Annotated in this window: 28 protein-coding genes; 14 read left to right on the forward strand and 14 right to left on the reverse strand. The window is 53.9% G+C overall.

Annotated elements, in window-relative coordinates; all coding sequences use genetic code 11:
* Window positions 1-74: 74 nt before the first annotated feature.
* The gene (gene apcB / locus NBE99_RS07125) at window positions 75-584 is read right to left on the reverse strand and encodes an allophycocyanin subunit beta (protein WP_250681418.1); all 510 of its coding nucleotides are present in this window, start codon (window positions 582-584) and stop codon (window positions 75-77) included.
* Window positions 585-742: 158 nt separating this feature from the next.
* Window positions 743-2,752, reverse strand: coding sequence for an excinuclease ABC subunit UvrB (uvrB, locus tag NBE99_RS07130; protein ID WP_250681419.1), 2,010 nt, complete (start codon window positions 2,750-2,752; stop codon window positions 743-745).
* A gap of 283 nt (window positions 2,753-3,035) precedes the next feature.
* On the opposite strand from uvrB, the gene pyrR reads away from it, so the two are divergent.
* Window positions 3,036-3,578: a bifunctional pyr operon transcriptional regulator/uracil phosphoribosyltransferase PyrR gene (gene pyrR / locus NBE99_RS07135; RefSeq protein WP_250681420.1), complete on the forward strand. Its 543-nt coding sequence runs from the start codon at window positions 3,036-3,038 to the stop codon at window positions 3,576-3,578.
* A 142-nt stretch (window positions 3,579-3,720) separates the two neighbouring features.
* Here pyrR and NBE99_RS07140 read toward each other — a convergent pair whose 3' ends face one another.
* Complete coding sequence (locus NBE99_RS07140; protein WP_250681421.1) at window positions 3,721-5,367, reverse strand: AarF/ABC1/UbiB kinase family protein; 1,647 nt, start codon at window positions 5,365-5,367, stop codon at window positions 3,721-3,723.
* A 138-nt stretch (window positions 5,368-5,505) separates the two neighbouring features.
* Here NBE99_RS07140 and trxA point away from each other — a divergent pair, with 138 nt between their 5' ends.
* The gene (gene trxA / locus NBE99_RS07145; protein ID WP_250681422.1) at window positions 5,506-5,820 is read left to right on the forward strand and encodes a thioredoxin; all 315 of its coding nucleotides are present in this window, start codon (window positions 5,506-5,508) and stop codon (window positions 5,818-5,820) included.
* A 584-nt stretch (window positions 5,821-6,404) separates the two neighbouring features.
* Window positions 6,405-7,562 carry a DUF445 domain-containing protein gene (locus NBE99_RS07150; protein WP_250683702.1) on the forward strand — a complete coding sequence of 386 codons (1,158 nt, stop codon included), beginning with the start codon at window positions 6,405-6,407 and terminating at the stop codon, window positions 7,560-7,562.
* Here NBE99_RS07150 and NBE99_RS07155 read toward each other — a convergent pair.
* Window positions 7,559-8,149, reverse strand: a complete 591-nt coding sequence (locus tag NBE99_RS07155) for a DUF3318 domain-containing protein (RefSeq protein WP_250681423.1) — start codon at window positions 8,147-8,149, stop codon at window positions 7,559-7,561. The genes NBE99_RS07150 and NBE99_RS07155 overlap by 4 nt on opposite strands.
* A 120-nt stretch (window positions 8,150-8,269) precedes the next feature.
* Between NBE99_RS07155 and NBE99_RS07160 the strand changes: the two genes are divergently transcribed.
* Both NBE99_RS07160 and NBE99_RS07165 read left to right on the forward strand, forming a co-directional pair.
* The gene (locus NBE99_RS07160) at window positions 8,270-9,520 is read left to right on the forward strand and encodes an FAD-dependent hydroxylase (RefSeq protein WP_250681424.1); all 1,251 of its coding nucleotides are present in this window, start codon (window positions 8,270-8,272) and stop codon (window positions 9,518-9,520) included.
* Between the two features lie 113 nt (window positions 9,521-9,633).
* A complete protein-coding gene (locus NBE99_RS07165; protein WP_250681425.1) occupies window positions 9,634-10,953 on the forward strand; it encodes a class I SAM-dependent methyltransferase in 1,320 nt (439 codons plus the stop codon).
* Here the strand turns inward: NBE99_RS07165 and NBE99_RS07170 are convergent.
* Genes NBE99_RS07170 through dapF form a run of 4 tightly spaced genes read right to left on the reverse strand, consistent with a single transcriptional unit; the run spans window position 10,945 to window position 14,552 of the window.
* Complete coding sequence (locus tag NBE99_RS07170) at window positions 10,945-12,060, reverse strand: DUF819 domain-containing protein (protein WP_250681426.1); 1,116 nt, start codon at window positions 12,058-12,060, stop codon at window positions 10,945-10,947. The two genes, NBE99_RS07165 and NBE99_RS07170, sit on opposite strands and share 9 nt — an antisense overlap.
* On the reverse strand, window positions 12,053-12,772 hold the full coding sequence (locus NBE99_RS07175) for a peptidase (protein WP_250681427.1): 720 nt from the start codon (window positions 12,770-12,772) through the stop codon (window positions 12,053-12,055). Before NBE99_RS07175 ends, NBE99_RS07170 begins: the two co-directional genes overlap by 8 nt.
* A 9-nt stretch (window positions 12,773-12,781) precedes the next feature.
* Window positions 12,782-13,684 (reverse strand): vWA domain-containing protein, encoded by a 903-nt coding sequence (locus NBE99_RS07180; RefSeq protein ID WP_250681428.1) that lies wholly within the window; start codon window positions 13,682-13,684, stop codon window positions 12,782-12,784.
* Window positions 13,685-13,691: 7 nt separating this feature from the next.
* On the reverse strand, window positions 13,692-14,552 hold the full coding sequence (gene dapF, locus NBE99_RS07185; protein WP_250681429.1) for a diaminopimelate epimerase: 861 nt from the start codon (window positions 14,550-14,552) through the stop codon (window positions 13,692-13,694).
* Window positions 14,553-14,582: 30 nt separating this feature from the next.
* Here dapF and NBE99_RS07190 point away from each other — a divergent pair, with 30 nt between their 5' ends.
* A complete protein-coding gene (locus NBE99_RS07190; RefSeq protein WP_250681430.1) occupies window positions 14,583-14,801 on the forward strand; it encodes an Hfq-related RNA-binding protein in 219 nt (72 codons plus the stop codon).
* Here the strand turns inward: NBE99_RS07190 and larC are convergent.
* Together larC and NBE99_RS07200 are read right to left on the reverse strand one after the other, a co-directional pair.
* Window positions 14,793-15,992, reverse strand: a complete 1,200-nt coding sequence (larC, locus tag NBE99_RS07195) for a nickel pincer cofactor biosynthesis protein LarC (RefSeq protein ID WP_250681431.1) — start codon at window positions 15,990-15,992, stop codon at window positions 14,793-14,795. The two genes, NBE99_RS07190 and larC, sit on opposite strands and share 9 nt — an antisense overlap.
* An 85-nt stretch (window positions 15,993-16,077) precedes the next feature.
* The gene (locus NBE99_RS07200) at window positions 16,078-16,440 is read right to left on the reverse strand and encodes an MGMT family protein (protein WP_250681432.1); all 363 of its coding nucleotides are present in this window, start codon (window positions 16,438-16,440) and stop codon (window positions 16,078-16,080) included.
* A 326-nt stretch (window positions 16,441-16,766) separates the two neighbouring features.
* Here NBE99_RS07200 and NBE99_RS07205 point away from each other — a divergent pair, with 326 nt between their 5' ends.
* The 8 genes from NBE99_RS07205 (at window position 16,767) to NBE99_RS07240 (ending at window position 23,532) form a co-directional block, all read left to right on the forward strand.
* Window positions 16,767-17,504, forward strand: a complete 738-nt coding sequence (locus NBE99_RS07205; RefSeq protein ID WP_250681433.1) for a V4R domain-containing protein — start codon at window positions 16,767-16,769, stop codon at window positions 17,502-17,504.
* Complete coding sequence (locus NBE99_RS07210) at window positions 17,485-18,060, forward strand: hypothetical protein (protein ID WP_250681434.1); 576 nt, start codon at window positions 17,485-17,487, stop codon at window positions 18,058-18,060. Before NBE99_RS07205 ends, NBE99_RS07210 begins: the two co-directional genes overlap by 20 nt.
* A 9-nt stretch (window positions 18,061-18,069) precedes the next feature.
* Window positions 18,070-18,555, forward strand: a complete 486-nt coding sequence (locus NBE99_RS07215; protein ID WP_250681435.1) for a phycobilisome protein — start codon at window positions 18,070-18,072, stop codon at window positions 18,553-18,555.
* Between the two features lie 56 nt (window positions 18,556-18,611).
* On the forward strand, window positions 18,612-19,283 hold the full coding sequence (locus NBE99_RS07220) for a V4R domain-containing protein (protein WP_250681436.1): 672 nt from the start codon (window positions 18,612-18,614) through the stop codon (window positions 19,281-19,283).
* Window positions 19,284-19,333: 50 nt separating this feature from the next.
* On the forward strand, window positions 19,334-19,816 hold the full coding sequence (locus tag NBE99_RS07225; protein ID WP_149818733.1) for a 2Fe-2S iron-sulfur cluster-binding protein: 483 nt from the start codon (window positions 19,334-19,336) through the stop codon (window positions 19,814-19,816).
* Between the two features lie 37 nt (window positions 19,817-19,853).
* A complete protein-coding gene (locus NBE99_RS07230) occupies window positions 19,854-20,660 on the forward strand; it encodes a tetratricopeptide repeat protein (RefSeq protein WP_250681437.1) in 807 nt (268 codons plus the stop codon).
* 96 nt (window positions 20,661-20,756) lie between these two features.
* Window positions 20,757-22,547 (forward strand): serine/threonine-protein kinase, encoded by a 1,791-nt coding sequence (locus NBE99_RS07235; protein WP_250681438.1) that lies wholly within the window; start codon window positions 20,757-20,759, stop codon window positions 22,545-22,547.
* Window positions 22,548-22,590: 43 nt separating this feature from the next.
* Window positions 22,591-23,532, forward strand: coding sequence for a metal-binding protein (locus NBE99_RS07240; RefSeq protein WP_250681439.1), 942 nt, complete (start codon window positions 22,591-22,593; stop codon window positions 23,530-23,532).
* Here the strand turns inward: NBE99_RS07240 and cobT are convergent.
* Genes cobT through NBE99_RS07260 form a run of 4 tightly spaced genes read right to left on the reverse strand, consistent with a single transcriptional unit; the run spans window position 23,499 to window position 26,654 of the window.
* A complete protein-coding gene (gene cobT, locus NBE99_RS07245) occupies window positions 23,499-24,617 on the reverse strand; it encodes a nicotinate mononucleotide-dependent phosphoribosyltransferase CobT (RefSeq protein ID WP_250681440.1) in 1,119 nt (372 codons plus the stop codon). The two genes, NBE99_RS07240 and cobT, sit on opposite strands and share 34 nt — an antisense overlap.
* Window positions 24,614-25,384, reverse strand: coding sequence for a peptidoglycan editing factor PgeF (pgeF, locus tag NBE99_RS07250; RefSeq protein ID WP_250681441.1), 771 nt, complete (start codon window positions 25,382-25,384; stop codon window positions 24,614-24,616). The genes cobT and pgeF overlap by 4 nt, the downstream gene beginning before the upstream one ends.
* A 25-nt stretch (window positions 25,385-25,409) precedes the next feature.
* Window positions 25,410-25,916: a DUF1345 domain-containing protein gene (locus NBE99_RS07255; protein ID WP_250681442.1), complete on the reverse strand. Its 507-nt coding sequence runs from the start codon at window positions 25,914-25,916 to the stop codon at window positions 25,410-25,412.
* A 24-nt stretch (window positions 25,917-25,940) separates the two neighbouring features.
* Window positions 25,941-26,654 carry a phycocyanobilin:ferredoxin oxidoreductase gene (locus tag NBE99_RS07260; protein ID WP_250681443.1) on the reverse strand — a complete coding sequence of 238 codons (714 nt, stop codon included), beginning with the start codon at window positions 26,652-26,654 and terminating at the stop codon, window positions 25,941-25,943.
* Window positions 26,655-26,706: the final 52 nt, after the last annotated feature.

Below are 26,706 nucleotides of genomic sequence, written 5' to 3' on the forward strand. Positions count from 1 at the left end.
TGCACAGGACAACGAAGGGGCGATCGCCAATGCCACCGCCCTCTATTGTTGCAGAGTCTTCTACCTTGGCCAACCTAGATATTCACTTCACTCAGTTGGCGGCACATATAGTCAAAGGGCTGTTCAACGATGCTGGTGTCTTCAATACCAGCGGCTGCCACGCGATCGCGCACAATCTCTTTCATGATTTGAATGCCGCGCACCGTTGGGCCAATAGGCACCCCCAAGGAATTGTAGGTTTCTCGCAGACCTTCTAGCACCCGCTCATTGAGAACATCCACATCCCCAGCCACAATGGCGTAGGTGGCATAGCGCAGGTAGTAGTCCATATCCCGCAGGCAGGTGGCATAGCGGCGTGTGGTGTAGGCATTGCCGCCGGGTTGAATCAGTTCCGGCTGCTCTGTGAAGAGGGCAGAACCCGCTTCCTTAACAATGGCTGCGGCATCGGCATTGATTACTGCCGCCGCTTTAACCCGTACCGCACCGGAATTAAAGTAGGAGCGCAAACTGTCAACAGCATCGCGATCGAGGTAGCGACCGGTGGAGTCATAGTTTCTAATCAGTGTGGTGACGGCATCACGCATAGGTTTTTCTTACTCCTAGAACTGGTAAAACTAGCGTCAACCCGAACGCCAGCCGAAATTGCGCGGATCTAAAATCGTACTTAGCTTACCACGGTAGGGTTTCCTCCCCTTCGCTCCCGTTTACGGACTGTTGCGAACTATTACAAAAGTTCATACTTCTAGGCATGTCCCACAAGGCGATCGCGCAAACGCTTGATTTGATCGCGGTAGCGAGCAGCTTCCTCAAAGGCCAATTCTTGGGCAGCCGCCTTCATTTTCGCCTCAAGGTCCTGGATCAGTTGGGGAATGTCCTCCAGACTCAGTTCCTGTAAGGTTTGGGAAGATAAGAGGGGCACTGACTCGGCATTGAGGCGGCGAGACACATCCAAAAAGGCCAAGATGGCATTGCTGGTTTTCTTGACAATGGGCTGGGGAGTGATGCCGTGGGCTTGGTTGTAGGCCAGTTGAATCGCGCGGCGCCGCTCGGTTTCTTGGATGGCTTTTTGCATACTGTCGGTGAGGGTGTCGGCATAGAGAATGGCCTGTCCACGGACGTGCCGCGCTGCTCGGCCAATCGTTTGAATGAGCGATCGCTCCGCCCGCAGGAAGCCTTCTTTATCGGCATCAAGGATCGCCACCAAGGATACCTCTGGTAAATCCAGTCCCTCCCGCAGTAGGTTCACACCAATCAGGACATCAAAGTCCCCTTGCCGTAAGGCTTCGAGAATTTCAATGCGTTCAATGGCATTGATTTCTGAGTGCAGATAGCGCACCCGTACACCCCGTTCTTGAAAGTACTCTGTGAGATCTTCAGCCATGCGTTTCGTCAGCGTTGTCACCAGTACCCGCTCGTGGCGATCGCACCGCAAGCGAATCTCCCCATAGAGATCATCCACCTGCCCTTGGGTGGGACGGACAAAAATTTCTGGATCCACGACCCCCGTAGGCCGAATAATTTGCTCCACCACCTGCCCCTCGGAGACTGCCAATTCCCAATCGCCGGGGGTTGCCGAGACAAAAATGCACTGCTTCACCTTCTGCCAAAACTCCTCCGCTTTTAGGGGGCGATTATCCGCCGCGCTCGGCAAGCGAAAACCGTGATCAATCAGCACTTTCTTCCGCGCCTGGTCGCCATTAAACATGCCGCGAATTTGCGGTACCGTGACGTGGGACTCATCCACCACCAACAGCCAATCCTCAGGGAAATAATCAATCAAACACTCCGGGGGTTCCCCCGCTGCTCGGCCTGCGAGATGACGCGAGTAGTTTTCGACACCATTGCAGTAGCCCACCTGCCGCAGCATTTCCAAGTCGTAGCGGGTGCGTTGACTGAGACGCTGTGCCTCTAGGAGTTTATTTTGGGCTTCCAAGTAAGCCACTTGGGCTTGGAGTTCGGCTTCAATGGCAGCACAGGCCGCTTCAAGGCGTTCAGCGGGGGTGACAAAGTGCTTCGCGGGATAGATATTCAGGCGTTCCACACTCTGCAACGTTTCCCCCGTCAGTGGATCCACATAGCGGATGGCTTCAATTTCATCGCCAAAAAATTCAACGCGAATGATGCGATCCTCGTAGGCTGGGCCAATCTCGAGGACATCTCCCTTGACACGGAAGCGACCCCGCCCTAGTTCCACATCGTTGCGAGTGTATTGAATGGCAGCCAACTGCCGTAGCAATTGCCGTAAATCGGTTTCAGTGCCTACCTCTAGGGGAATCGCAGCTTTGAGGTACTCCGCTGGAATTCCTAAACCGTAGATGCAGCTAATGGAGGCAACGACAATCACATCCCGCCGTTCAAAGAGGGAGCGGGTAGCCGAGTGCCGCAACATATCAATTTCTTCATTGATAGAGGCGCTTTTTTCAATGTACGTATCGGTAACGGGAATGTAGGCCTCGGGCTGATAGTAATCGTAGTAGGAGATAAAGTACTCAACGGCATTTTCTGGAAAGAATGAGCGTAGTTCATTGCACAGTTGTGCTGCAAGGGTTTTGTTGTGAGCCAAGACCAAGGTGGGGCGGCCAACGGCCTCAATGACGCGGGCGATCGTGTGGGTTTTGCCCGTGCCCGTTGCCCCAAGAAGGGTTTGAAAGCGATATCCTGCTTGTACCCCTGCAACTAGTTTTTGAATTGCCTGGGGCTGATCACCTGTGGGTTCAAAGGGAGCGTGAATGCGAAAGGGGCTGTGGGTCATTGCCAAGTTCTAAAAAGCGTCTTCCTAGCTTTCAGGGTAATGGAGCAACTGAAGAGGAAACCACCTGAGATTTGGTATTCTAAATAACAGTTTCTCGTGTATTGTAACAGTTAATTGCGCCAAATCTAAAGAATTGGTAAAAGCGCCGTCCCCCTGAAAATATCGGCAGTATCGTAGGGAAGCAAGATACCTCCTAACTGCGTCTTTGACCCTACCCGCTTGGCGTAGGGTCTCTTTTTGCGGGAATTTCGCTAAAATCTTGGAATTCCCTAATGTAAGCGCCATGGCTGGTGAAGTCGTTGAAATCCTTAGTGCTGATGATCTACGGCGCACTGTAACCCGCTTAGCCTCCCAAGTGGTGGAGAAAGCGCGCGATGCGCTTGAGAACTTGGTGTTACTAGGGATTCATACCCGTGGGATTCCCCTTGCCAAGCTCTTGGGCCAACAAATCGAACAGCTGGAAGGGGTTAGCTTGCCCATTGGTGAACTGGATATTACGTTTTATCGGGATGATTTGGATCGCATTGGTCCGCGCACACCCCGCCAGACATCAATACCTGTGGATCTCTCGGGGCGGATTGTTGTCCTAGTGGATGATGTGATTTTTAGTGGCCGCACCATTCGCTCTGCCCTCAATGCCGTTCATGACTACGGGCGCCCTAGTGCCATTTGGTTATTGGTACTCATTGATCGGGGGCACCGCGAACTGCCCATTCACCCTGACTTCACGGGTAAAGTCCTACCTACGGCTCGCGATGAAGTCGTCAAGGTGCTGCTGCAAGAGGTGGATCAGCGGGATGGGGTAGAGCTGTGGAAGCCCTCCTAGTTTAGAAATTCTAAATTCTATAAATTTTGGCTATCAGTTTTTGACTGTAAACTGAATCCACTGGCTGAGATCTCACTTGTGCCTGATGCAGACTCTCTTGATTGATCTGCAGTCCGCCAAAGGCTTACATATGGAATTCTCCCTATTGCCAGCGACACAACCAAAGGAAGCGAAACCAACTGCGCAGAAGTGCTAATCCCGCCAGTGCTGCCAGTGTAAAGAGGGCGATCGCCCCCCCTGGGGCTTTTGCTGACCACAACATCGTCCCTGCCAAGAGGGTAAAGCCCGCCAAGCCCAAATACACTAAACAGACCAAAAGACTCTCAATGCGTCGCAGTTGTCGCTCCATGGTGGGATTGCGGACAGACAGTTGCAGTTCCCCGCGAGCCAAGCGATCCTCTAACTGTTGCAGCCGCATTTCAACCCGACTCGGCTGCTGTAACCGCTGGTTGATCAAGGCTTGGGTTTGCTGGATCAGTTCTCGCCAGCCCCCCCGCGAGTGACGCATCAATTCCTTAACAAAGGGCTGGGCAGCGGCACTCAGGTTGTATTCAGGATCCAAGGCACGGGCAATTCCATCTAGGGTTGTCAACGACTTGAGAATATAGGTCATCTTCGCAGGGAGGCGAAAGGGTTGCTGCTCAAAGAGGGCATAGACATCCTGTTGCAATTCTCTAAAGGCGGTTAAATCCACGGGGCGTTCGGTAAATCGATCTAGAATCAATTGCATAATTCGTTGTAGCGGCACTCTGTCCGTGACAGGCATTAACAACCCCAGTTCAATCAAGGCAGCAATCACGCGATCGCTATCCTTTTGCAGCACCGCAAAAAATGTCTGCACCATCTGCTGCTGATTGAGGGCGGGGACTTCCGTCATCATGCCGTAGTCATAGAAGATGAGATCTCCCTCCTTGGTCACAGCCAAGTTGCCTGGGTGCGGATCGGCATGGAAAAAGCCATCAATTAATAACTGCTTGAGATAACAACAGATGCCCCGCTGGTTGATGATTCGAGGATTCAAGCCAAAGGCTTCGATGGTGGCGCGATTGTCAATGCGAATGCCGGGGAGATACTCCATGGTTAGGACATAGCGGCAGGTGTGCGTCCAATAGACCTTGGGCACCCGAATATGGGGATCTTGGGCAAAGTTGGCCCGAAAGCGATCGGCATTTTGCCCCTCCTGCACATAGTCAATCTCCCGTAGCAAAATACTAAAAAATTCCTCATAAATGTCCTGAAGCGCATAGGGACGAAGGAAGGGGAGCCAGCGATCGCCCCAACGCATCAGTTCGCCAATGGCCAGATAGTCTAGATACAGTTGCGCCTCTAGGTGCGGGCGTTGCACCTTCACAACCACCTCTTCACCACTGTGGAGCGTTGCCCGATGAACTTGGCCAAGACTGGCGGCGGCGAGGGGCTTGGGATCAAAGGTGGCGTAGAGATCGGCAAGGGGTTGCCCCAAGTGCTGCTCAATGAGGGCGATCGCTCGCCGCGAGTCAAAGGGGGGCACCTGATCTTGGAGTTTCCTTAGGGCTTCAATGTAGGCGGGGGGCAGGAGATCAAAGCGCGTGGAGAGAAACTGGCCAATCTTAATAAACGTCGGCCCCAAGACCAACAATTGCTGAACCAGCCAGTGTGCCCGTTGTTTTTGAGCGCGATCGCTCCGCCGTCGCCAAGCGTAATCCCACAGCAGTTGACTGCCAAAGCGCCCCAACACCCCCAGAATTTGGCTGACACGGCGAAACAGCAACCAGCGACTGGGACGATAGGTAGAGGCAGTAACCAGCATGCAGTAGCAATCACGACAAAGCGCCCAACCTCAACAATACCGCCTTTTTCATGGGCATTGAGACCTGCTCTGCTCCCGTTTCGCCGATTCTCTGCTGCTGTGTCTATGATGAGAATGGAGTCTCGATCGGAATTTGCTATGGCGACCACACGTCAATTTAGTAGCTTCAGCGATCTCCTAGCCACCACAGATAAGCCCCTACTGGTTGACTTTTATGCCGACTGGTGTGGCCCTTGCCGCATGATGGCTCCCATTTTAGAGCAGGTCAAGCAAATCTTGAAATCGGGCGTTGAGGTCGTCAAAATTGACTCTGAGCGCTATCCCCAACTGTCGAGTCAATACCACGTTCACGCTCTGCCAACCTTAATTCTCTTCCACCGCGGTCGTGAAGTACAGCGCTGGGAAGGGGTACAACCTCCAGAAGTGCTAATTGATGCCATTCGTCGCCTATGAAATGAAGTTGTAAAAGCGGATTCACCATCAAGGCACTTCCTGAATCGTGACGGCCACAGCCCTTTTCTAACCTTTTCTAAAATGTGGTGCACCTAAAGGGGATGTGCTTCTATCGCAAAATAGTTTTGATTGTTTTGAGCCTGTTCCAGCCTGCTGCCAAGGGCGGTGATCAAATAGGGTTTATTGCATTACTAGCTGTGTTTGCGGCACTAACTACTTCGAGCCACGAGAGACTGTTGGCATTACCCATAAATGACTAGGAAGATGGCATTATTGCGAGAAAAATTTTCTAACTACGTTGCAGAAGGATAAAGAGAACATTGACACTTCTTATCCTCAGGCTCGGAGTTGCCACACCACCGCAAGGTGTGATCTGTGGACTCTTTGGTCTGTAAAGTAAATTAAAGAACCCTATACCTTGTGTCAACGGTTGGTGTGAGCTTGATTGCGTGAGCCAAGGTTACTGAAAAATCAGCCAGAGGAGGAGTAGGCCAGCATTGGCAGATATCAGTTATTGGACATTGCTTGTCCCACCGCTGGCGGGGGGCGTCATCGGCTACTTTACGAATGATTTGGCAATTACGATGCTCTTTCGCCCCTACAAGCCTATTTATGTAGGGGGCAAGCAACTTCCTTTTACCCCCGGCCTCATTCCCCGCAATCAGGAGCGGCTCGCCCGTCGCATTGCTGATGCCATTTTGGGTTCCCTGCTGACGCCAGAGGAGCTACAAAACCTCGCGCGGCGATTGTTGCAAGTGGAGCGGGTGAAGGCAGTCATTCACTGGTTGCTACAAACGAGCCTCAGCCAAATTCAAGAGCAGAGTGAACAGCGATCGGCTCAAGTCCTAGCGAATATTCTGCAGGATTTTTTTGGGGGGGCGCTGCCGCGTTTGATCAAGGTGTGGTCACGGCGGGAAGATTTTCTGGAGCCGCAACTGAATCAACTATTTGACCAAGTCTTGGTGGAACTGCAACTGAGTGATGAACAGGCAGAGAAATTGGCGGATTGGCTCTTGTCGGTCATCTTGCCCCCCGATCGCCTGCGACTGGCAATCATTGATTTTTTGACCGATCGCACGATTAATGTTCTCGATCAGGAATTGCGGCAAAATACCACTGGCACCTACTGGGTGGTGGCCAATCTTGTGGGGGTGCGCAACACACTGATTCGACTGCGGGAGTATTGCCTGAACGAAAAAGAAGCTTGCAACCGCCGTCTCGGAGAGTTGGTTACAGCCTTGGCACTGCGGCAACGCTTGGTGGAAGCGCTGCAAAATCTGAGCCTGCAAAGTTTACCCTTGAGCACCGTGCGGGAGCTACGGCAACTGTTTCGGCAGACAGTGCGCAGTTATATCCAAGAGCAGGGCTTTAATGTCATTGAAACGCTCAGTCAAACGGTGGAGTGGGAAACGCTTTCCTTGAGTATTTTGCGGCGACTGCGGGACTCGACTAGCTTGGGCGCCTCCTTAGAAGTGGTGAGTGATGAGTTGGCTTTAGTGCTCGATCGCTATCTTGAGCGGGATATGGAGGTAATTATTGAACGGGCGATCCCGATCTTGGATTTGGATCGGGTGATTGTGGATCGGGTCAAGGCGACCTCACCAGAAAATCTGGAACTGGCGATTCAAGGCATTGTTCGCAGTGAGCTGCAAGCGATTGTTCGCTTAGGGGGAATTCTTGGCTTTTTGATTGGGGTGGTACAGGCGGGCTTTTTGTACTGGCAAAGTCTGCAAGCACCCTAAACAGGGACTTTAATCTCGGATTCACCGGCCAACTGGCGCAGGTTTTGGCAGCGAATGAGTTCTGTGACCGTGAGGACAGGACGCCGCTCTAACTCTGCCACCTGAGCAATGCCTGAAAGAAGGGCTTTGGCAGCCTCTTGTTCACTGTAGCCACGCCGTTGAGCCAATTGCAGGGCTTGGCGATCGGCCGCCACTTCGACAGGAATACCGCGGGTATTTTGCCAGACCTGAAGGCCTGCGAATGTAGTTAGTCCTCCCGCTACCAAGATACCCACCGGGTCCGCTTGCAGAAATTGCAAGACTGTGCCCAATAAGCCTGCCACGGCTAGCCCTTGATAGAGGTCAAGCTTGATGAGACCCGTTGTGTTGAACCAAGCTACGGCTCGCAGCAGTAAAAGGTCACGCTCAGGGGTATCGAGATGCTGCCACAGGCGAAAGTTAATTTCAATCGGGCGATCGCCCCAAGGCAAAGCGGGCTGATAGCGCAGGACTTGACTTTGTTGAGGACGAGAAACGAGCTTACAGCGCATCCGTGCCGACGCGGGCATTAGATCAAGCAGGCGACGAATCTCAGCCTCTGGGGTCATAGGGACAGCCGTGTAATCATTGCTCTGCCCCTAGTCTGCCATTACGGCTCCTTTTCTGCAATCGTTTAGATTCCTTAGAATGAGGGAGCAAGTGTTTTTTGTGACGGAACCAAAATGGTGATGACATCGGCCTCTGCACCCTCCGCCCAATCTGCGGCTTGCCCCCCTCAAGAACTGCCGGCAGTGGATGTGGCGATTGTCGGTGCGGGGATTGTGGGTCTCAGTTTGGCCTGTGCCCTGCGGAACAGTGGTCTGGCGATCGCCCTCATTGAAGCAACGCCCTATCGGCGCGAACAGACGAAAGGCCAAGCCTATGCCCTACACCAAGTGTCCCGCCACTTCTTTGAGGGGATAGGGGTGTGGAACCAGCTCGCCCCCCATGTGCAGCCCTTTGAGGTAGTGCAACTCTCTGATGGACGGTTCCCCTTGACCGTTCGCTTTTATCCTGAGGATTTGGGCACAGAAGCCATTGGCTATGTCGGTGAGCATGCCGCGATCGCCGAGACTCTTCAAAGCGTTTTACAGTCTGTTGCTAATGTTACGGTGTACTGTCCATGGCGGGTGGTGAGCAATGAAGTGAAGGGCGATCGCGCTCAATTAACGCTGATTTCGGGTGACCCTGCTAAACCCAAGATGGCTCACTTGGCAGCGCGTCTGGTTGTCGCGGCAGATGGTGGCAAGTCTCCCCTGCGGCAGCAAATGGGGATTGAACCCAAGGGATGGCCGTATGGTCAGTCCTGCGTAGTTGCGACCCTCCAAGTGACTCATCCCCAACCCGTGATTGCCTATGAACGCTTTTGGCCAACAGGACCGATGGGGGTGCTGCCCCTACCGGGGAATCGCTACCGCGTGGTTTGGACACTGCCCCACCCAGAGGCGGAAGCCGTTGCTGACCTCGACGATCGCGCCTTTTTAGCCAAACTGCAGCCCTATCTTGACCCACAGATGGCGGAGATTACCGGCGTGAGCGATCGCTTCGTCTTTCCAACGCAATTAATGCAAGTGAGTTCCTATGTGGCAGATCGCTTTGTGGTCATTGGCGATGCGGCCCATCGCTGTCATCCCGTGGGGGGACAAGGGCTAAATTTAGGCTTGCGGGATGTGTGGGCACTGGCGCAACAAATTCTTGCTACTCCTTGTGAGAGACTGGGCGATCGGCGGCAACTGATCCGCTTTCACCGCCAACGCTGGTGGCAAAATGCCCTAACGCTTGCGTTTACTGATAGTCTCAATCGGCTCTTTTCCAATGCGTGGTGGCCTTTGGTGGCAGTGCGTCGCTGCGGTCTTTGGTTGTTGCGGACATTTCCCCCCTTCAAGCGTCTGGTGCTGCGGTTCATGGCCGGTCTCCTGTTGCCACTTCCACCCTCGTGAAGGAGCTGACGGCAAACTCTCCAAAGGGGGTTAAAACTTTCTACGAAATAATTTGCAGCGCCGTTGTTCTGTAGTATCAAGTTGACAGGACAAAAACTGCTTGGGAGACATCAATGGCTGCTACGGATGATCTAGAGAAAATTCGCCGCCAGTTTGACTATGGTCCCTATCCCCGTGTTGCCATTGACAAAACCCCCAAGGATGAGCCAAACGTTCTCTTTGTCCACGATTTGGTGACCGCCTTTTATGTGCGCGATCATCGGCTGCCTGAGACGAAGGGCAAGCGAATTCTCGATGCAGGCTGTGGGACGGGCTACAAGTCCTTGGTGCTGGCGATCGCCAACCCCGGCGCGGAAATTGTCGGTATTGACCTCTCCCCTGAGTCGGTGAAGTTGGCAGCAGAGCGACTCAAGTTCCACCACTTTGACAATGTTTACTTTGAGGCGCGTTCGATTTTGGATTTGCCCAGTTGGGGGGAGCAGTTTGACTACATCAATTGCGATGAGGTGCTGTACCTCTTACCTGACCCCGTCGAAGGCCTCACTGCCCTCAAAAGTGTCCTTAAGCCGGATGGCATCTTGCGCGCCAATCTCCACAGTACGCTGCAACGCTTCCCCTTCTTTCGTGCCCAAAACCTCTTCAAGCTGATGGGCTTGATGGACGACAATCCCGAAGAAATGGAAATGGACATCGTCCGTGAGATCATGAAAGAACTCAAGGATGGCGTGGATCTGAAAGCGCGCACGTGGAACCCCCGCTATGAACAAGAGGACGGCAATGAAACCCTCTTGGCCAACCATCTACTGGTGGGGGATAAAGGCAGCACCATTCCCCAACTGTTTCAGTACTTAGAGGCGGCCGGTCTGGAATTTATTTCCATGGTCAACTGGCGCCACTGGAACCTCGTGGATCTCTTCAAAGACCCAGAGAACCTGCCTACCTTTTTGGCGCTGAGCTTACCCGATGTGCCCCAGGCAGTGCAGTTGGAGATGTATGAACTTTTGCATCCGGTGCATCGCCTCTTGGATTTTTGGTGTAGTCCGCAACCCCGTGCCGCTGTACCCGATTTAGGGGAATGGTCTGAAGAGCAGTGGGATCAAAGTACGATTTATTTGCATCCGCAACTGCGCACTGAGGCCATTAAGGAAAAGTGGCTAGGGTATCTCAATGACCGCATGATTGTGGACTTGGGCACGTTTATGTCCTTCTCTAGTCCTGGTCCTGTCTATGTGGATCCCCTTGGTCTAGCGACACTGCTGCCGCTGTTTGAGCAGCCCTTGCCTTTTCCAGACCTGTGCGATCGCTATCAGCGGTTGGCTCCCCTCGACCCCCTGACATTGGATCCCATTGAACCAAAGGTGGCACGGCAACAACTGCAAGCCCTTTTGACCCGCTTGGAACTGAGTTTGTTTGTCTTGGTCAGCTTACCCTAAACCGATCCAGCGAAGAACTTGGGCAAGCGCCAAACCCAAATAGTTGGCGATCGCATACCCGACGAGTCCTAGCGTAATCCCGACCCCCATCAATTGGGGTTGATGGCGACCTGTGGCTTGGGCAACAGCTGTGGTGGGTCCCCCGATCGCCGCTTGGGAAGCAAGGGCAAGGAGTTCCACATCCCACTTCAGGAGCGCCCCCAAACCAAATGTCACTACCCCATGGGTGAAAACAATCACTGTGGTAAAGAGAATCATTTCCAGTCCCACCGGGATCAATGAAGGAAGGTGGGTGCCGGCACCAATGGCCGTAAAAAAGAGATTGAGGCCAAAAATCCCCAAGGCACCAGTGCCCCGCAGATAGCGTATCCATTTGAATTGCGCCACCGCCAAGCTCAGGGTCGTTAGCCAAACAACCGTGGGAATGCTCGGCAAAAATTGATTGAGCGCCGTTGACAAGACCAAAAGGGCCATGGCCAAGCTCAGGAGAATCGCTAAATCCACGGGGGCGATCGCTGAAGTCGTCGGTAGCGGCACCACCGTCACAGTGTCTCCTGCATCCCGTGAGGGATAAAAACGGGTCAATAGCGAGGGTAGAGTAAGGGTTATCGCCAGCCAAACTGCCGTGAGCAGGTTATCCGCTGTCGTCGCGGCACTAAAGAGCAAATCTGAAAGATTGAGGGCACGCCCAACGCCGACGAAGTTAATACTCCCGCCAATGTAACTCGCCGCCAAACTTCCCGCTAAGCGGGGCGTATCCCCCAAAAAGCGACTGTGGAATAGCAGGCTAGCGAGGAGAGCACCCATCAAGGTTCCAAAACTGGCAAGGGCAAAGGCCAACAGTGCCGATCGCCCCAAACGGCGTACATCCTGCAAGTTTACTAGCAACAGGAGCCAGACAATCGCCAACGAGGTGATGGTGCCGTAGATCGTGTCATAGACCGGCGATTGTTGGGGAATCACGCCAAGATTGGCGCAAATGGCTGCCAAAATCAGAATAATCAAAGAAGACCCCACCCGTGCGGCCCAGCGAAAGCGATGCTCTAGCCATAGCCCCAGAGCCGTCAGCGTCAGCAAAATGCCCCAAAGCGTCAAGGATTCATCCATGGGGGGTCAACTCCGGTAGCCGCTGTCCCAAGCGTGTGGGTTGCTCATAGACTCGCCGCAGGGTATTCACATCCCGCTGGGAAATGGGTGGTGGATCGGCCACTTGGGCAAAATAAAGGACATCGGTTGGCAAAGGACTATGTCCCCAAATGCCAAGGGCATGCCCCAGTTCGTGGCGCAGGGCAGCAAGGACAAACTTGGGAGCTTGGGAGGGGCGCACCACCACACGGCAGCGATGGCGTAAAATGCCTTGGCGATCCACAAAGAGTTCATAGCTGGTTTCCGCAGAGCGAGCGCGGCGGTTATTTTGATCCGTTGGCCGTTGGGAGAGGAGGCGGATATTGGCTGGGAGGCTGGGATCAACAAGTTCTAGGGGCAAATAGGCTGACCACTCCTGTACTGCCCGTTCTGCGGCGGCTTGCCACACATGGTTTGGATCCCACTGCGGCGGTTCGATAGCAACGGTGACTGGAAATTCTGTCCACAGTAGATAGCCTACTTCCACTGGTTGAACTTCATCAAAATAGTCCTCGCCTGTTGTGGAAATCTTAGCTAGGGAGGGGGGCAACGGATAGTGCACTGCCGCTGGCAATTGAATATTCTGGCGCGTTAGGCTTGTCGTCCCGGCCAAGGACTCCCAATTTCCTTGGGTTCCTCCTAGGATTAGTCCGAGGGCAACCATGCACACCAAGAACCACCACCGACGCTTCATACTTGCTCCTCAACAGGTCTGTACAAAAGGCCAGCCCGGAAACCGCCAGAGAATGATGGGAATTGCCACTGTCCAGAAAAAGGCATTGAGTAAGGCAATTTGCCCCGCTAGATTCATGGGTAAATGCAACCACCCCTGCAACACCCAGCGATCCAAGGGCAACACCAAAAGCCACATGAAACAAATGACAGCCATGCCCCCCCAAAAGATTGGCCAGCGGGCATTGCGATTGAAGCCCTCAAAAAAGGTTTGAGCCACCAGTTCCTCAAGAATGGCAACGGCAGCAGAGCGGTATTGCCCACCCGTGGCTTGGGTAGCCGCGGCCAGTTGCGGAGCATGATCGCCGACAACAATGGCATTGATTTTCACCCGCTGTTGGCGGGCATTGGCCACCACGCCTGCATCTACTGGGGCTGCGCCATTGGTCATTAGAAGGAGTTCACGACAGCGGTTGGGCACCTGTTGAAGTTGTTGGGTAGCCATGGCGATCGCCCCCGAAAGATTGGTTGCTGTGGGATCCACTTGGGCGAGCAAATCACTGCGATTGAGGGCTTGATCCAGTTGGGTAAGGAGCAGATCACTATTGGTCTCAAACCGAGGGGTGAGAAACACCACATTGCGACCAAAGCCGTGGATCATGACTGCGTTGGGATTCATGAGATCCCGTTGGTTGCGTTGTAAGTAGAGCTTGGCAGCCGCCACCTGCTGCGCCATTACCGTTTGCGGTTGATTGAATTGCAATGGGTTATTGTCAAATGTACTACCGCTGAGATCAAGGGAAAGAACAACGGCAACACTGGGGCGTCCCCAATTCAACAGTGAGAAGAGCAGCGCCAGCAGGACACAGCCTATCAAGAGCATGAGGGGAATCTGAAAAAGAGGGTAATGCCACAGTTGGCGCCGGCGGTTCATAGCTCACCTAGGGCAAGGTACCGCTAAAGACTGCGAGGGCAGGCCCGGTCATATACAGATGCTGACTGGCTAAATCCCAGCGAATATGCAGGTCACCACCGGGCAGTTCAACGGTCGCTTGCGCTTGATCAGCCACAGGAATAAGGCGATGGGTGAGAACGGCGGCCACAAGGGTGGCACAGGCACCGGTTCCACAGGCGAGGGTCATGCCGGCTCCCCGCTCCCAAACCCGCATTCGCAGGCGATCGCTCCCTAGGACTTGGACAAACTCAGTATTAGTACGCTGGGGAAAGACGGGGTGATGTTCAAACTGCGGGCCAATGCTGGCTAAATCTAGGGCAGCCACATCCTCGACAAACGTGACGCAATGGGGATTGCCCATACTCACGCAGGTCACCAACCACTGGCGATCGCCCACGGTTAGGGGGACATCAATCACCTTTTGATCTGCGGCTGCCAAGGTGGTGGGAATCTGCTGCGCCAGAAGTTGCGGTATCCCCATATCCACCGTCACCTGACCATCGGCTTGCACCTCTGGCACAATGAGACCGGCAAGGGTGTCAATGCGGTAGCGCACGATTTCGCCGGCAGCGCGACCCTCAAGGGCAAAAATGAACTTAGCCAAACAGCGAATGCCATTACCACACATTTCTGCCACTGAACCATCGGCGTTGTACATCCGCATGCGGTAATCACTGTCTCCCGTCCCCGCTAGTAGGAAAATCACGCCATCGGCGCCGACCCCAAAGTGGCGATCGCACCAGTGTTGGGCTTGTTCAGGCGTCAAGAGCAGCTCTTCCTGATGGCGATTGTCAATGAGTAGGAAATCGTTACCTAACCCCTGGTACTTCTGAAAAGATAGGCTCATAGAATTAAGAAGGTAAGAGAGGGGAAACCAATGACCGACGAATTCAATACGGGACTGCCCAGCATTCGCCAAGTACAGACCTTCATTAAAGATAGCACCGAGGTTGAAGTGAAACTGAGTACCAGTGATCTCGTGGTCGGCAAGGTGCGCTGGCAGGATATGAATTGTCTGTGCGTGGTTGATCACTACGATCAACCCACAATTATTTGGAAGCAAGCAATTGTCTTTATTAAACCCAAGCTAGCCTAAGGGCCACAGTTTTTGAGCCACCGCCAAGGCCTCTTGATAGACCACCTGCCAAGGTTGCTGATGTTGACGGGCAAGGGCAGCACAGTCTTCATACTCCGGCTGGACATTGAGCCGCTGCCCTTGGTGTTCCGCTACTTTCACCCGTACTTCCCCAAAAGTCGTTGCGATGGTTTTAATTTGCCGCTCAAGGATATAGCGCTCCTGCACTTGACGCCGCAGCCCCAGTGTTGTGGTTTCGCGAAAGAGGGTCTGCACACAGGCCGCCTCTGCGCTGAGGGGACACAGCACCGTCAGCAACACTCCCAAGCGAGATTTTTTCATCGTAATCGGTTGGCAAAAGACTTCAATCGCACCAGCAGCATAAAGTTGTTCGAGGGCATAGCTGAGGGCTTGGGGGGTCATGTCATCCAGTTGGGTTTGCAGTTCCACAATCGTTGTGGCTGTTGTGGTTTCCATGGGGTCGGGCACGGTTCCCAACCAGAGACGCAGGAGATTCGGTAGGGGCAAGTCTTGACTGCCGGCACCCAATCCCACTCGCTGCAATGTCATCGCTGGCGGCGCACCAAAGCCCTCACTCAGGGCACAAACCAAGGCAGCCCCCGTGGGCGTCACCAATTCTTTTTCAATGCCGTTGCTGTAGAGGGGAACTCGGTACATTTGGCAGAGTTGGAGGACGGCGGGCACTGGCACGGGCAATTGACCATGAGCCGCTTTCACCCTGCCGCCCCCTGTGGGTAAGGCAGAGCAGTAAAGGTGGCTGACATCAAGATAATCCAACCCCAAACAGGTGCCGACAATATCCACTAGGGCATCTACCGCCCCCACTTCATGGAAATGCACTTTTTCAGGCTCAATGCCATGCACAGCTCCCTCTGCAATGGCCAAGGCTTCAAAAACCTTGAGGCTCCAGTCCCGCGCGCGATCGGGCAAGTGGGCGGCACGAATTTGGGCTTCAATCTCCGGCCAGTGGCGATGGTGATGGGGGTGGCGATCGCGCAGCTGTACCTGTGCTTTTAATCCCCGTTGTCCCTTGCGCTGCACCGTTTCCGTGGTCAACTCAAACTCATCAGCAATCCCTAGTTTGGCCAATTGGCTTTGGAGATAGTCGAGGGGAACCCCCAGATCAAGGAGAGCGCCAAGGCACATGTCCCCAGCCACACCAGCGGGGCAGTCAAAGTAAGCAACGTTCATAGCGAATTCATAGGCGCAGCAGCACTAAGCAATATGGTAACAAGGGGCAATCATACCGAATGCGTACGGGGAGGAAATCTGCCCTTTATGCAGAGATCAACTGCTCATAAACGGTAGCCGGCGGCTGCCACTGGTAGCACCTCAAGTTAATGCGATCGCCCGCCTCAAAAATAATCCCCTCTGCCTCTAGACGCCAGCGCTGTAGTTCATCCGTCCCTCGGCGTTGGGGCGCGTAGGAAATTTTGCCTTGGGCATTGACCACGCGGTGCCATGGAATCTCAGAACTCGGTGCCACTTGATAAAGGGCATAGCCCACATAGCGTGCATGACGCGGCCAACCACACAGGGCGGCTATTTGCCCATAGGTGGCAACACGCCCTAAGGGAATTTGCGCAACTAGCCAATAAATTTTTTGGCGAAAAGTAAGTGTCTCTATTGCTTGCTTCATAAAGCTTTATATTTTAGGCCACATTCAGCCCCTGTAAATCCGTATTCCTACGGAGGGAAGTATCAGAACGAACCGCCTAGATTAAACATTAAGGGTGGTAACAGGATTACTAAATTCAATTAAGAAAACCTGCTCACTAAAAGATAGATCCGCCATGATTTAAGCAGCAACACTGACGCGGGGGAGGGTGAAGTTCGTTGATTTGTGTTGAACCCTTAAGTGTTTCTAAGGCAACTCATTTTCGCTGAACGATTACTCCTGTGCTTGTTTAACTAAAGTTACCAATTTGTCGCTATTCTTGACGCTATTTATTATGGAGTCGCCCTATGACCATAACCAGTTCCCGACCCCAAGCCGCTGCTGGCAATCTCGATGGTATTCATCACCTCCTGCGCAAAAAATACCCGAAACGCCACCATCACTACGCTTTTTGGGACTTCTTCCACTTCGATAGCGATCGCGGTACCTACACCGATTGGAACAATGCCCGCAACCTACTCGTGACCGAAGATTTCATCATTGGCCTCATTGAAGGCCTTGAAGAGGAAGTGGGGCCAGCCTCCAGCGTCGTCATGTACAAAATTGGTCAAGAATGGGGACGGCGCGATGCCGAATTCTTTGCAAAATGGTTCCCGACCGAATATGGCTACGAGCAGGGGATTAAACAAATGCGGCTCCCCTACGTGCTTGAAGCTTGGTGGTGGCCCTGCACGACCCAAGGCTGGGGCAACTGGGAAGTGGATCTCAGCGAGCAAAAACATGGCTTCATGTTCATCAATATCTTTGATTCGGTTGTGGCGCGTACCTTGGGGGATGTGGGCCGACCCGTGTGCCACCTTTATGCAGGACTCTTTGCTGGTTTCTTTAGTGGCCTGATTCAAAAAGAACTCAGTTGTATTGAAATCCAGTGCTACGCGATGGGGGAAACCTACTGCAAGTTCCTTCTCGGCAAGCAGGATCGCATTGATGCGGCCGCCTTCTGGCAAAACGAAGGAGCCTCCGCCAAAGATATTGAAAAACGGCTCCGCAGTGGAGAACTGGTCTATGAAAAACCTAAACGGTAATTGGCAGCAGCAAGCCGTTGCTGAATTTTTTGAGGAACTGAACTGGCTGGGCTTGATGCGCCAGCAGCCGGTGGCAGAAACCGTGGTTCTCAACTGGCAATCGCTGAAAGTAGGGGAATTTTGGCAGCGCGTCAATTGGTTGGGGCTTGAGGTGAAAGGGGCGATCGCTCCCACTAGCCCTGCGGAATGGCCGAGCTACCGCGTCAAGGACTTCTTTAGTCACCTGAACTGGGAAGGGATTGGGGTGATCCTGCCTGCCCCCTCACCACTCCCAGAGGAGGAAATGCTGGCTCCCCCAGTTGCTGCCCCTGCCACCTCTTGGGCAACTTGGTCGGTAGAAACCTTCTTCCGCCAACTCAACTGGGAAGGCCGTCCGGATCAAGCCATCTCCCTAGAGCCAAGTCCGTCCCTCTGGCGCCTGTCGGTCAAAGACTTCTGTGCCAGTATTCCTTGGGCAGGCCAACCCATCATTGCCCAAGTGAGTCAAGTGGAACCTCCTCCCCCTGCCCCCGTGGAACCCGAAGTCACGCTCTCAGATTTAGCAAACCTGTTTTAGGAGACCCCTATGCACACCGAATTGATGAACCTTTACTACAAAGCCGAAGAAAACTACCTCAGCAATGTGGACATCAAAGTCTTCCGCCACCACATCGAGTCCCTGCAGCAGCGGTTGAGCACCTATGAATTTCTGCGGGATCATGAAATTGAAATCTTCCAGCCCGTCGCTGACGCCCTGCAAAAGAAATATCCCACCGAAAATCCCCAAACGCTTGAGCAAGTGCTGCGTCAAGCCATCGCCTTGTTGCGCTATGCCGCCATGGCCATGCTCCTGAATAACCCCGAGTTTTTGCAGCATCGGCTCTTGGAGTGGCTCACGGAAGTGGTCAATGCCCACCAAACCCAAACCCTCTGGAGCAGTTGCCACGAGCTTCTCAGTGCCCGTCTCAAGGAAATGCTCACCGACGCCGAGCAGGATTTGATTTTGCCGCTGTTGGATCACGCCCAAGCCACTCTTGTGGGTCTGCCAGCGGTGGTTTCTGTCCACGCCTAAGCTGCTATCTTCCCTCTTCAGACATTGCTTGTCACGCCTACCAATGAGGATGTCCTATGATCTCCGTTGCTGATTTGGTTAAAGACCCTGTAATTCCCGGCAACTACTACGCTGCCGATGCCTATGTGCAGGGGGATTTTGAAACGGGTCTCATTGAAAACCGCAAGGGTGCCCGTCTCATTGCCCTACCCGATATTTTGCTCCAAGCCATCTATGCCGGCCTCGATCAGGAAGTGGGACAGGCCGGTGGGGTCGTGCTTTTTAACTGTGGTCGGTGGTGGGGCAAGAACTTTTATCGCCGCTTTGTCGAGGATGTCAGCGAGTACTATCGCCGTCCCCTTGCGGAAATGGAGATGGTGGAATTTCTCCAGTGTCTCAAGGAATGCTGGAAAACCCATGGCTGGGGCACCATTGATTTAGATGTCAGCTTTTACCAACAGGGCTTTTTGGTGGTGAAAACGTGGGACTCTCCCTTTGCGGCGGCGGCTCCCAAAAATACGGGTCAACCCCAATGTGCTGCTGAGGCGGGGATTTTAGAATCCTTCTTTAGCCAGTTGACGGGTCGCGATCTCCACTGTGTGCAAACTGCCTGTGAAACCCTAGGGGCAACCCATAATCTCTTTGTCTTGGGGTTGCGAGAGCGGGTTGAACCGGCCAAGGCTTGGCTGCAAGAGGGACAGGATCATGACACGATTATGGAGCGGCTATGTCGCGCTCAAGCCGCTTGAGTATGATCCTAAAGTAACTCAGCATGCATCACTAAAAGGAGAAAAGAGCAGTGGCCAAAGTTGTCAAACTTGAACCGATCTCGCGGGAAACCACAATTAACACCAACGACAATTTGCTCTCTGCTCTATTGGACTCCGAACTCCATGTCTTGAAGGAGTGTGGCGGCCGCGGGATGTGTGCCACCTGCCATGTCTATATCAAAGAGGGGATGGAGAGCCTCTCCCCGATCAATAAGCGTGAGCAACGCACCCTTGAGGTGATTACAACGGCGAATGCCACCTCTCGCTTGGCCTGTCAGGCACGGGTACTGGGGCCGGGGGTTGTGGTGGAGCTACCCTCAGGGATGTATGTCAACGCGGTCGAAGATATTGAGTCTTTGATTGGGCGGCGAGCGGAGCAGGATATTTTGCACCCCCTCGATGGTCGGGTTTTGGTGGAGGCGGGCAAGCTCATTACCCGCACGATGATTACACAGTTGAAAGATACCCAAGTGCAGGTGGGGCAATATCTCGCCAATACGTCGGATGCCTAACCAACCACTTCATTTTTATCCTCAGGGAGGCACCATTATGGAAGACCGAAATTTGAATTCCCATGGAGCATCAGCAACGGCTCGAAGCGGGCTTGATCCCCTCGAATGGGGCGCAACGGGCTTAACGGTTGTGTTGTCTGTGACGGCGGCTGTGACCCAACAGGCAATTTTGACAGCGATCGCCCCTTTGCCTCTCTCCTTGGCGGTGGGCTTAAACTTGGTGAACCGCAAAAAATTTAATGATCAGTTTCAAGCGCTCGTGCAACAACAGGAGACGAAAATTGCTGAGCTTGTTGCATCTCAAGGTCAGCAGCAGTCAGAATTAGGTAACCTCACGCTGGCTCTTGGCCAAGTGCGCGATCGCCTTGAGGATGTCCAACAACAGGTGGTACAACTGGGTCAAGGAACCCGCAATCTCCATGACTATACCCGCATTCTCGACACGGAGCAAAAACAAATTGAACAAGTTCTCGACTGCCTGCGGGAAATTGAGAAAAATACCCAAGTGATTCAAACCAACCCCAGCCACGCCAAGGCCTACTACAACCGTGGTCTGACCCATCAGCGGCTCGGCGATGCCGAAGCGGCAATTCTCGATTACACAGAAGCGATTCGCATTAATGAGAACTATGCCAAGGCCTATCATAATCGCGGTGTGGCGCGCTCAACCTTGGGCGATCGCAAGGGGGCGGTAGAAGATCTGCGCACGGCTGCGAAGCTGTTCTTTGAAGAAGGGGACATCAGCAGTTATCAACGGGCACGGGATCTGGCCAAGCGCATCCATGAGGTGGGGAGTATTGAACAGGAGGATAAGGAAGTCCCCTTAGAAATTCTTTTCTCCTAGGAAATGATTGACTGTGCTACTCAATCTGCATTGACAGGGGCGCGATCGCGAATCATTGTGGGAACTGTTTTTTTCGTTGATGGTTGAGGCTCGTTGTTGGCGACGGCGCATGCTGCCCAAACCTCCCGCTACCGGCTGGTCGATCTTGCAGGTCAAGGCCAGTACGGACAGGTCTATCTAGCCGTCAACCGCGAGTCGGGTGAACTCGTGGCAATTAAGGTGCTCAATGAACGGCAATTGCTGACCCGTGGCTTTTTACGGGAGTTGAACTTTCTCCTGACGCTTCAGCATCCCCATGTGGTGGGCTGTCAGGCCATTGACTACATTCGCTTGCCCGCTAGCTCCCAAACCAGTCGCAGTTTGGTGATGGATTATTGTGCAGGGGGTACCCTGCGATCGCTCCTTGATCAAGAACAGGTCTTACCCCTAACCACGGCTTTGCGCATCACGTTGGATATTCTCTCTGCCTTGGCCTATGCCCATCATCGCGGCATTCTCCACTGCGACCTGAAACCAGAAAATATCCTACTGGAGGTGACGACCACGGGCTGGCAGGCAAAGGTGTCGGATTTTGGTGTCGCACGGCTGATTGAGGATGTCAAGGGTAGTGGTCAAACGGGATCCCCTGCCTATATGGCGCCGGAGCGCTTCTATGGTCAAACGATGCCTGCTTCGGATCTCTATGCAGTGGGGATCCTTACGTACGAGATGATCGTGGGCGATCGCCCCTTTCACGGCACGCCAGCAGAACTGATGACGGCACATCTCAGTCGTCCCTATACCCTTCCTGAAGGGCTACCTTTCTTGGTGCGCAGCATCCTCACCAAAGCGTTGGACAAGTTGCCACAGCGGCGGTACAAAAGTGCAGCGGAAATGGCGATGGCGGTGCAGTTGGCGCTAGAAGTCACCGAGGCAGAGCGTTCTGAGCAGTTGCTGTTGTTTTCCAAGTCCCCGGCTGCTGTTTGGTTAGGGGAACCCCAGGGCTATACTTTGCCGATACTGCCCCAACAGGTGGCTAGTGCGACTGCAACCTTCTATGGGATTTTGGGCGATCGCCTCTGGGCTTGGCAAGCGGTCAATTCTCACCCTGAAGTGATGGGTCAATGGCCGCTCCCACCGTTGCCGCTTCAACTTTATGGCGGTGAATCCAGTGCTTGGCTACAGATCAACGTACTACCACCTCAGCTTTGCTGGATCCATGACCAGCTAATCCCCCTAGGATGTCGTCTTCGCTCCACTCTGAACCGATTAGCCATTGACGCCACTGGTTATTGGTGTGCAGAAACCCAGATTGATAGCGCAGCAGCGGAATTACAGCTTCATGTCCAACTGCTCAATGGTCAAGGACAGCGTACTCTCCGCTGTGGATGGCAGGGACGAGCTTTTGTGGATACGCTTCTCCTCAATCGTCGCTATGGCTTGGTCATCAGTCGTTCCCAGCATCCGGAAGCAGAGCAGCCAATTACCCATTTCCAACTGTTTGATCGACGGGGACACTGGCGGCTATACACCCAACTGCCTGCCCACCTGACGTTGTTCACCCCTGCCCATCACCAGCCATGGCAACTAGCGGCCTTTGAAGATCATCCGCAGCAACCCCTGTTGATGCTCCTCCATTTGCGCCCTTGGCGGATTCAACGCTTGGGGCTGCGGTTTCGTCCCCAATTTCTCTGTGCAACGCCTTGGGGCTATGTGGTGGCCGGTCGTCATAGTTTGAATTTAGTGACCCACAGCGGCGAAATTGTCGGGACGGCTGAAAGTGAACAGGAGATTTATGGCCTTGGCTTTACGGGCGATCGCCACCTTTGGCTGATTCGCCAGCATCAGGGCAAGCATATTTTGCAAACCTGGGACATTACCACGTGGGAAATTAACCTAGTCCTCTAGGCCAGCAGCCTATGATAGAAGGCATAGCCGTGGGATGTGACTCATGAAGCAGCCCCAGATTCTCAAAATTACCCGTAAAGCGGCCAGTCTGAAAAAGCAAAAGCAGCAGGCAACGCCAGCAGAGGTGGATGTAACGGCAACACCTGTTTCTGTCGATCCGTTTCTTGAAGGGTCAACGGGCGATCGCGACAGTGCCGAGGGGCGCCAACACTGGTGGAGTGAACGCTGGATTGGTGTGTTAGAGTCCTTTGGCTGGCGACGGCGCTTAGAGCGGGCACGCAATTATGTGCGCGAGGGACGAGTCCTCACCTTAGAATTCAAGGGCAATCAAGTGCATGCCCAAGTTCAAGGGACGGCCCCTGACCCCTATCACGTCAAACTCCATCTCGATGCCTTTAGCGAGGAACAGTGGCAATATGCCATTGACGGCATGGCTCAAAAGGCTTTCTATGCGGCCAAGCTCCTCGCGGGGGAGATGCCCCCCAGTATTGAGGAGGTTTTTACCCAAGCCGGACTCAGTTTATTTCCCTTTACCAAATTTGACATCCACAGCCGCTGCAATTGCCCTGACCCGGTCAATCCCTGTAAGCACATTGGCGCGGTCTATTACTTACTGGGGCAGTACTTTAATGACGATCCCTTTTTACTCTTTCAACTGCGGGGCAAAACCAAAGAGGAAATTCTCCAGCGCCTGCGGCACTATCGAGCAACGGCTACCACCCCCTCTATTGTGCCCACCCCCCCACCCCTCTATGAACCGCCGAAAACCGATGCTCTCTTTTGCCAATATCGCCAGCCCCTACCCCCAGACTTGGTGGTGTTAGTCCCCAGTGGTCAACCCGCTGCGGTGCTATCCGTGTTACCGCCCTTTCCCCATGAGGTTCCCAGTGAAGTGGTGCAGTTAATGGCTACCCTAGAGCAGATGTACAGTAGTGCCAGTCTGGCGGCCTGTCAGTTGGCCATGAGTGAACCCCCAGAGGTTTGAGCGCGATCGGCCAACCGGTCAATAATATTCACTATTTCTGAATTGCTCCAGCCCGTCAGCAGATGGGCAGCAATGGCACACCCTCCCGCACCAACGCCTTCCTTGACAAACCCCTGCTCATAGGCACGCAGGGCAGGATGACGAGATGGGGTGAAATCGAGTTGAGTATAGATGAGCGGACACTGGACACGCTCTGCCAACCGCTGAATTGGAGCTGTCCTATCCGCCAGCAGCCAACGGGTCGTACCCACGACAATCTGCTCTGAACACCAAGGCAACTGCCGCCACTGGGCGATCGCCCGCGCAAAGGCATAGACTGCCATCATTTGTGACCCCCCGGCTAGCAAAACCCCACAGGTTTGACTGGCCCGCAGTGCCATGGCAGCCACAACCACCTGCATGGGATCGCCAATCGCCGCTACACAGGTAAGAGGATCGGCATCCGCAGGCAGATGGGCAAGCCCCTGTTGCACCAGTTGCCACTTTTGGGCATGGTTACTCTGGCGATGGCTACTCCCCACACAATCGCGCGCGACAATCCCCAAGCTTTCACAGAGGGCAAGGGCAGTCGTGGTGCCGGCAACAACACATTCAGCAATGATCAGCCACGGATATTGGCTGCTGAGCTTGGCGCCCCAAGACCATCCCTGTTGCCAAAGATGCGCCACCATTTGCGGTGTCATGGCTTGACCCGTCGTTAGGCAGCGCGCCGGTGCGCCCCCCAAGTCAATCATCTCTGGCAAACGGGGCAGGGGTAAACCCGCATCAAAGACGTAGAGAGGCAACGCCAAGGCCTCAAGGAGGGCACGACTAATTAGAGCAGGGGAAGCACCAGCGGTCAATGGCGGCAGCGGATAGTGGTAGTGGGGTTGAATGCCCCGCAGCAGGAACTCGCCATCGGCTAGGGCTGTGATCCGGCGATCGCTAGGGGTTTGACCCGCCGCCGAGATGCCCGGAATCAACGCTGTTTCAGTAAAACCGAGAACACAGACCAAAGCAGGACGTGGGTGTTCCTGATGAACGCGGCGCAGCCGGCGATCGCCCCACGATCGCGCGATGGATTCACCCGTAGCAATACCAATCATGCTAGCCGACTAACAATTCCCGACCACTGTACCTGCTTCAGGCGTTCCCGGCGATAGGAGAAAAAGAACTCCGCATCGCGAAACGTACAGTGGGGACACAGGGCAATTTGCTCATCCCTTAGCCCCAATTGCAGCAATTGCAAGCGATTGACCCGTGCCACATCCAGCCGCAGCCGCTCAGGGTCAGGATCGAGAAAAACGACTGCTGGATCTAGGGCGGCTAAACGCTCATAAAGCTCCTCACGCTCAGTCGTGTCAGTCACCCCCTCAAGAATGGTCTGCCCCAAGGCACGAGCCACATTTAGCCCCACCTGATACACCTCACCGCGAATGGCAGGTCCCATGGCAATCCGTAAATTGGCAAGATCACTCCCTAGCGCTTGCATCTGCTTCAACGTTGCCTTAGTCACTTCTACTGCTGTCCCCCGCCAGCCGGCATGAATCGCTGCGACCCGTCCACTGGCTCCATCAGCAATGAGTAGCGGCACACAATCGGCACTACACACCCAGAGGGCTTGATCAGGCCCTGTGGCCACAAGGGCATCGGCCTCTAAACGCTCATCACTAGCCAAAACGTCTGCTGCCAAAGCCACGCGATCGCCATGTACCTGTTGTGTCCGCAATGGTGTTGCTGTTGTTCCCAAGGCGGCGGTGAGGGTGTTGAGTTCCTGTCCTTGCCAATCGCGAGTAAAGAAGCCATGGGAAAACCCCTGCAAGAGATTGCAGGTGAGAAAGCGCCCAAGGTCAGTGGTTTGCCAGTGCCACATCACCACAGATCTGCAATTACGTTGATCACCAAGCCGACAATGACACTGTAGAAGAAGAAGGAAACCATTGGGTGAAACAACACCAATCGGCGAATGCGACGCTGTAGGAGTAGCGAGCATATTGCAGCGCAAAACTGGTGTGGGTCAAAAACCAAGCTGCTAAAACTGCCCAAGTGGCCAAGCCCACATCCAAGGAGAGTTGAGGATTGTTGGGGGTTTTGCCATAGGCCAAGATCAAGGCAGTGGCAATCATACTAGCAATGGCTGTTAAGACAACAATCACCAGAATTGTTAGTGCGTTTGGTTCCCCCACGCGCGATCGCCCCTCAGTAGCGAGGCTATTGGCACTAACCATCATCTGCAACAGCAAGACTAGATAGGTGCTAACCCCCACATCCCACCCCAACATCCATCGCTGTCCCACACTGAGCCAATCAACCGTGACCCCAAGGGCGACCACACCTGCAAGAACTGCTAAGAAAATGCGCATCCCCAGCCGCATTTGACTGATCCATTGGCTGAGGCGGTTCATCAGGAAGAGAGTCCTCAAGGGGGTTTAAGCAGCAGGGGGCAGGTCAAAGAGAACAGTGGTCATGTAGCGTTCTGCCCAAGCAGCACCAAAGGCTTTTTCCAGCACACGGCGGGTTTTATCGTTTTGCTGTTGCTGGTGGCAATACTGCCGTTGTCCGGCAATGACGGCTTCGGGCTGATCCGTGGGCAAGGCCTGCTGGCTGAGTTGACAGTGGAGCGTGAGGTATTCACCAATGCAATCTAGAAATTGCTGTTCTTCAGTTTCTCCCTGCGGCCGAATAAAAATGCAAAAGGGCGAGAAGATATGTCCCCAAGGGGGCAGCTCACGGGGTTGACTAAAGGTGACTTTCGGCAAAGCATTTAAGGCCGATGTATAAGCAGCGGGCAACTGACCCGTCACAGGAGAGAGATCCACAATTGCGGCACTAATTTGCCCCCGGCCACCCACGAGGTCACAGCCAAACATGGGCAGGTCATAGCGCGGCTCTGGAAACATGACACAGTGCAAAATATCAAGGCTCTCCCCCACTCGTGCCAGTTCAAGGTGAAGTTTGCGAAAGGGCGGCGCTTGGTAGCAGTGGTTCTCAATCGTTAGCCGCTCCCCTTCTAGCTTGCCCTCGACATAACCGAGATCCTCAGGCAGGGTGTAGGGTGCCAAGGGAAGGAAGGCCTGCCAAATCTCTTCAATGTGATCGGCAAGCCGCTGAATCAGGGGATGTTGGTGTTGACGAACAGACATAAGCTTGATCGTACCCCAACTCTGTGCTGCTTGCGAGGGAGCGATCGCCCCC

Origin of the sequence: Thermosynechococcus sp. HN-54 (assembly GCF_023650955.1) — a bacterium.
Taxonomy (GTDB): Bacteria; Cyanobacteriota; Cyanobacteriia; order Thermosynechococcales; family Thermosynechococcaceae; genus Thermosynechococcus.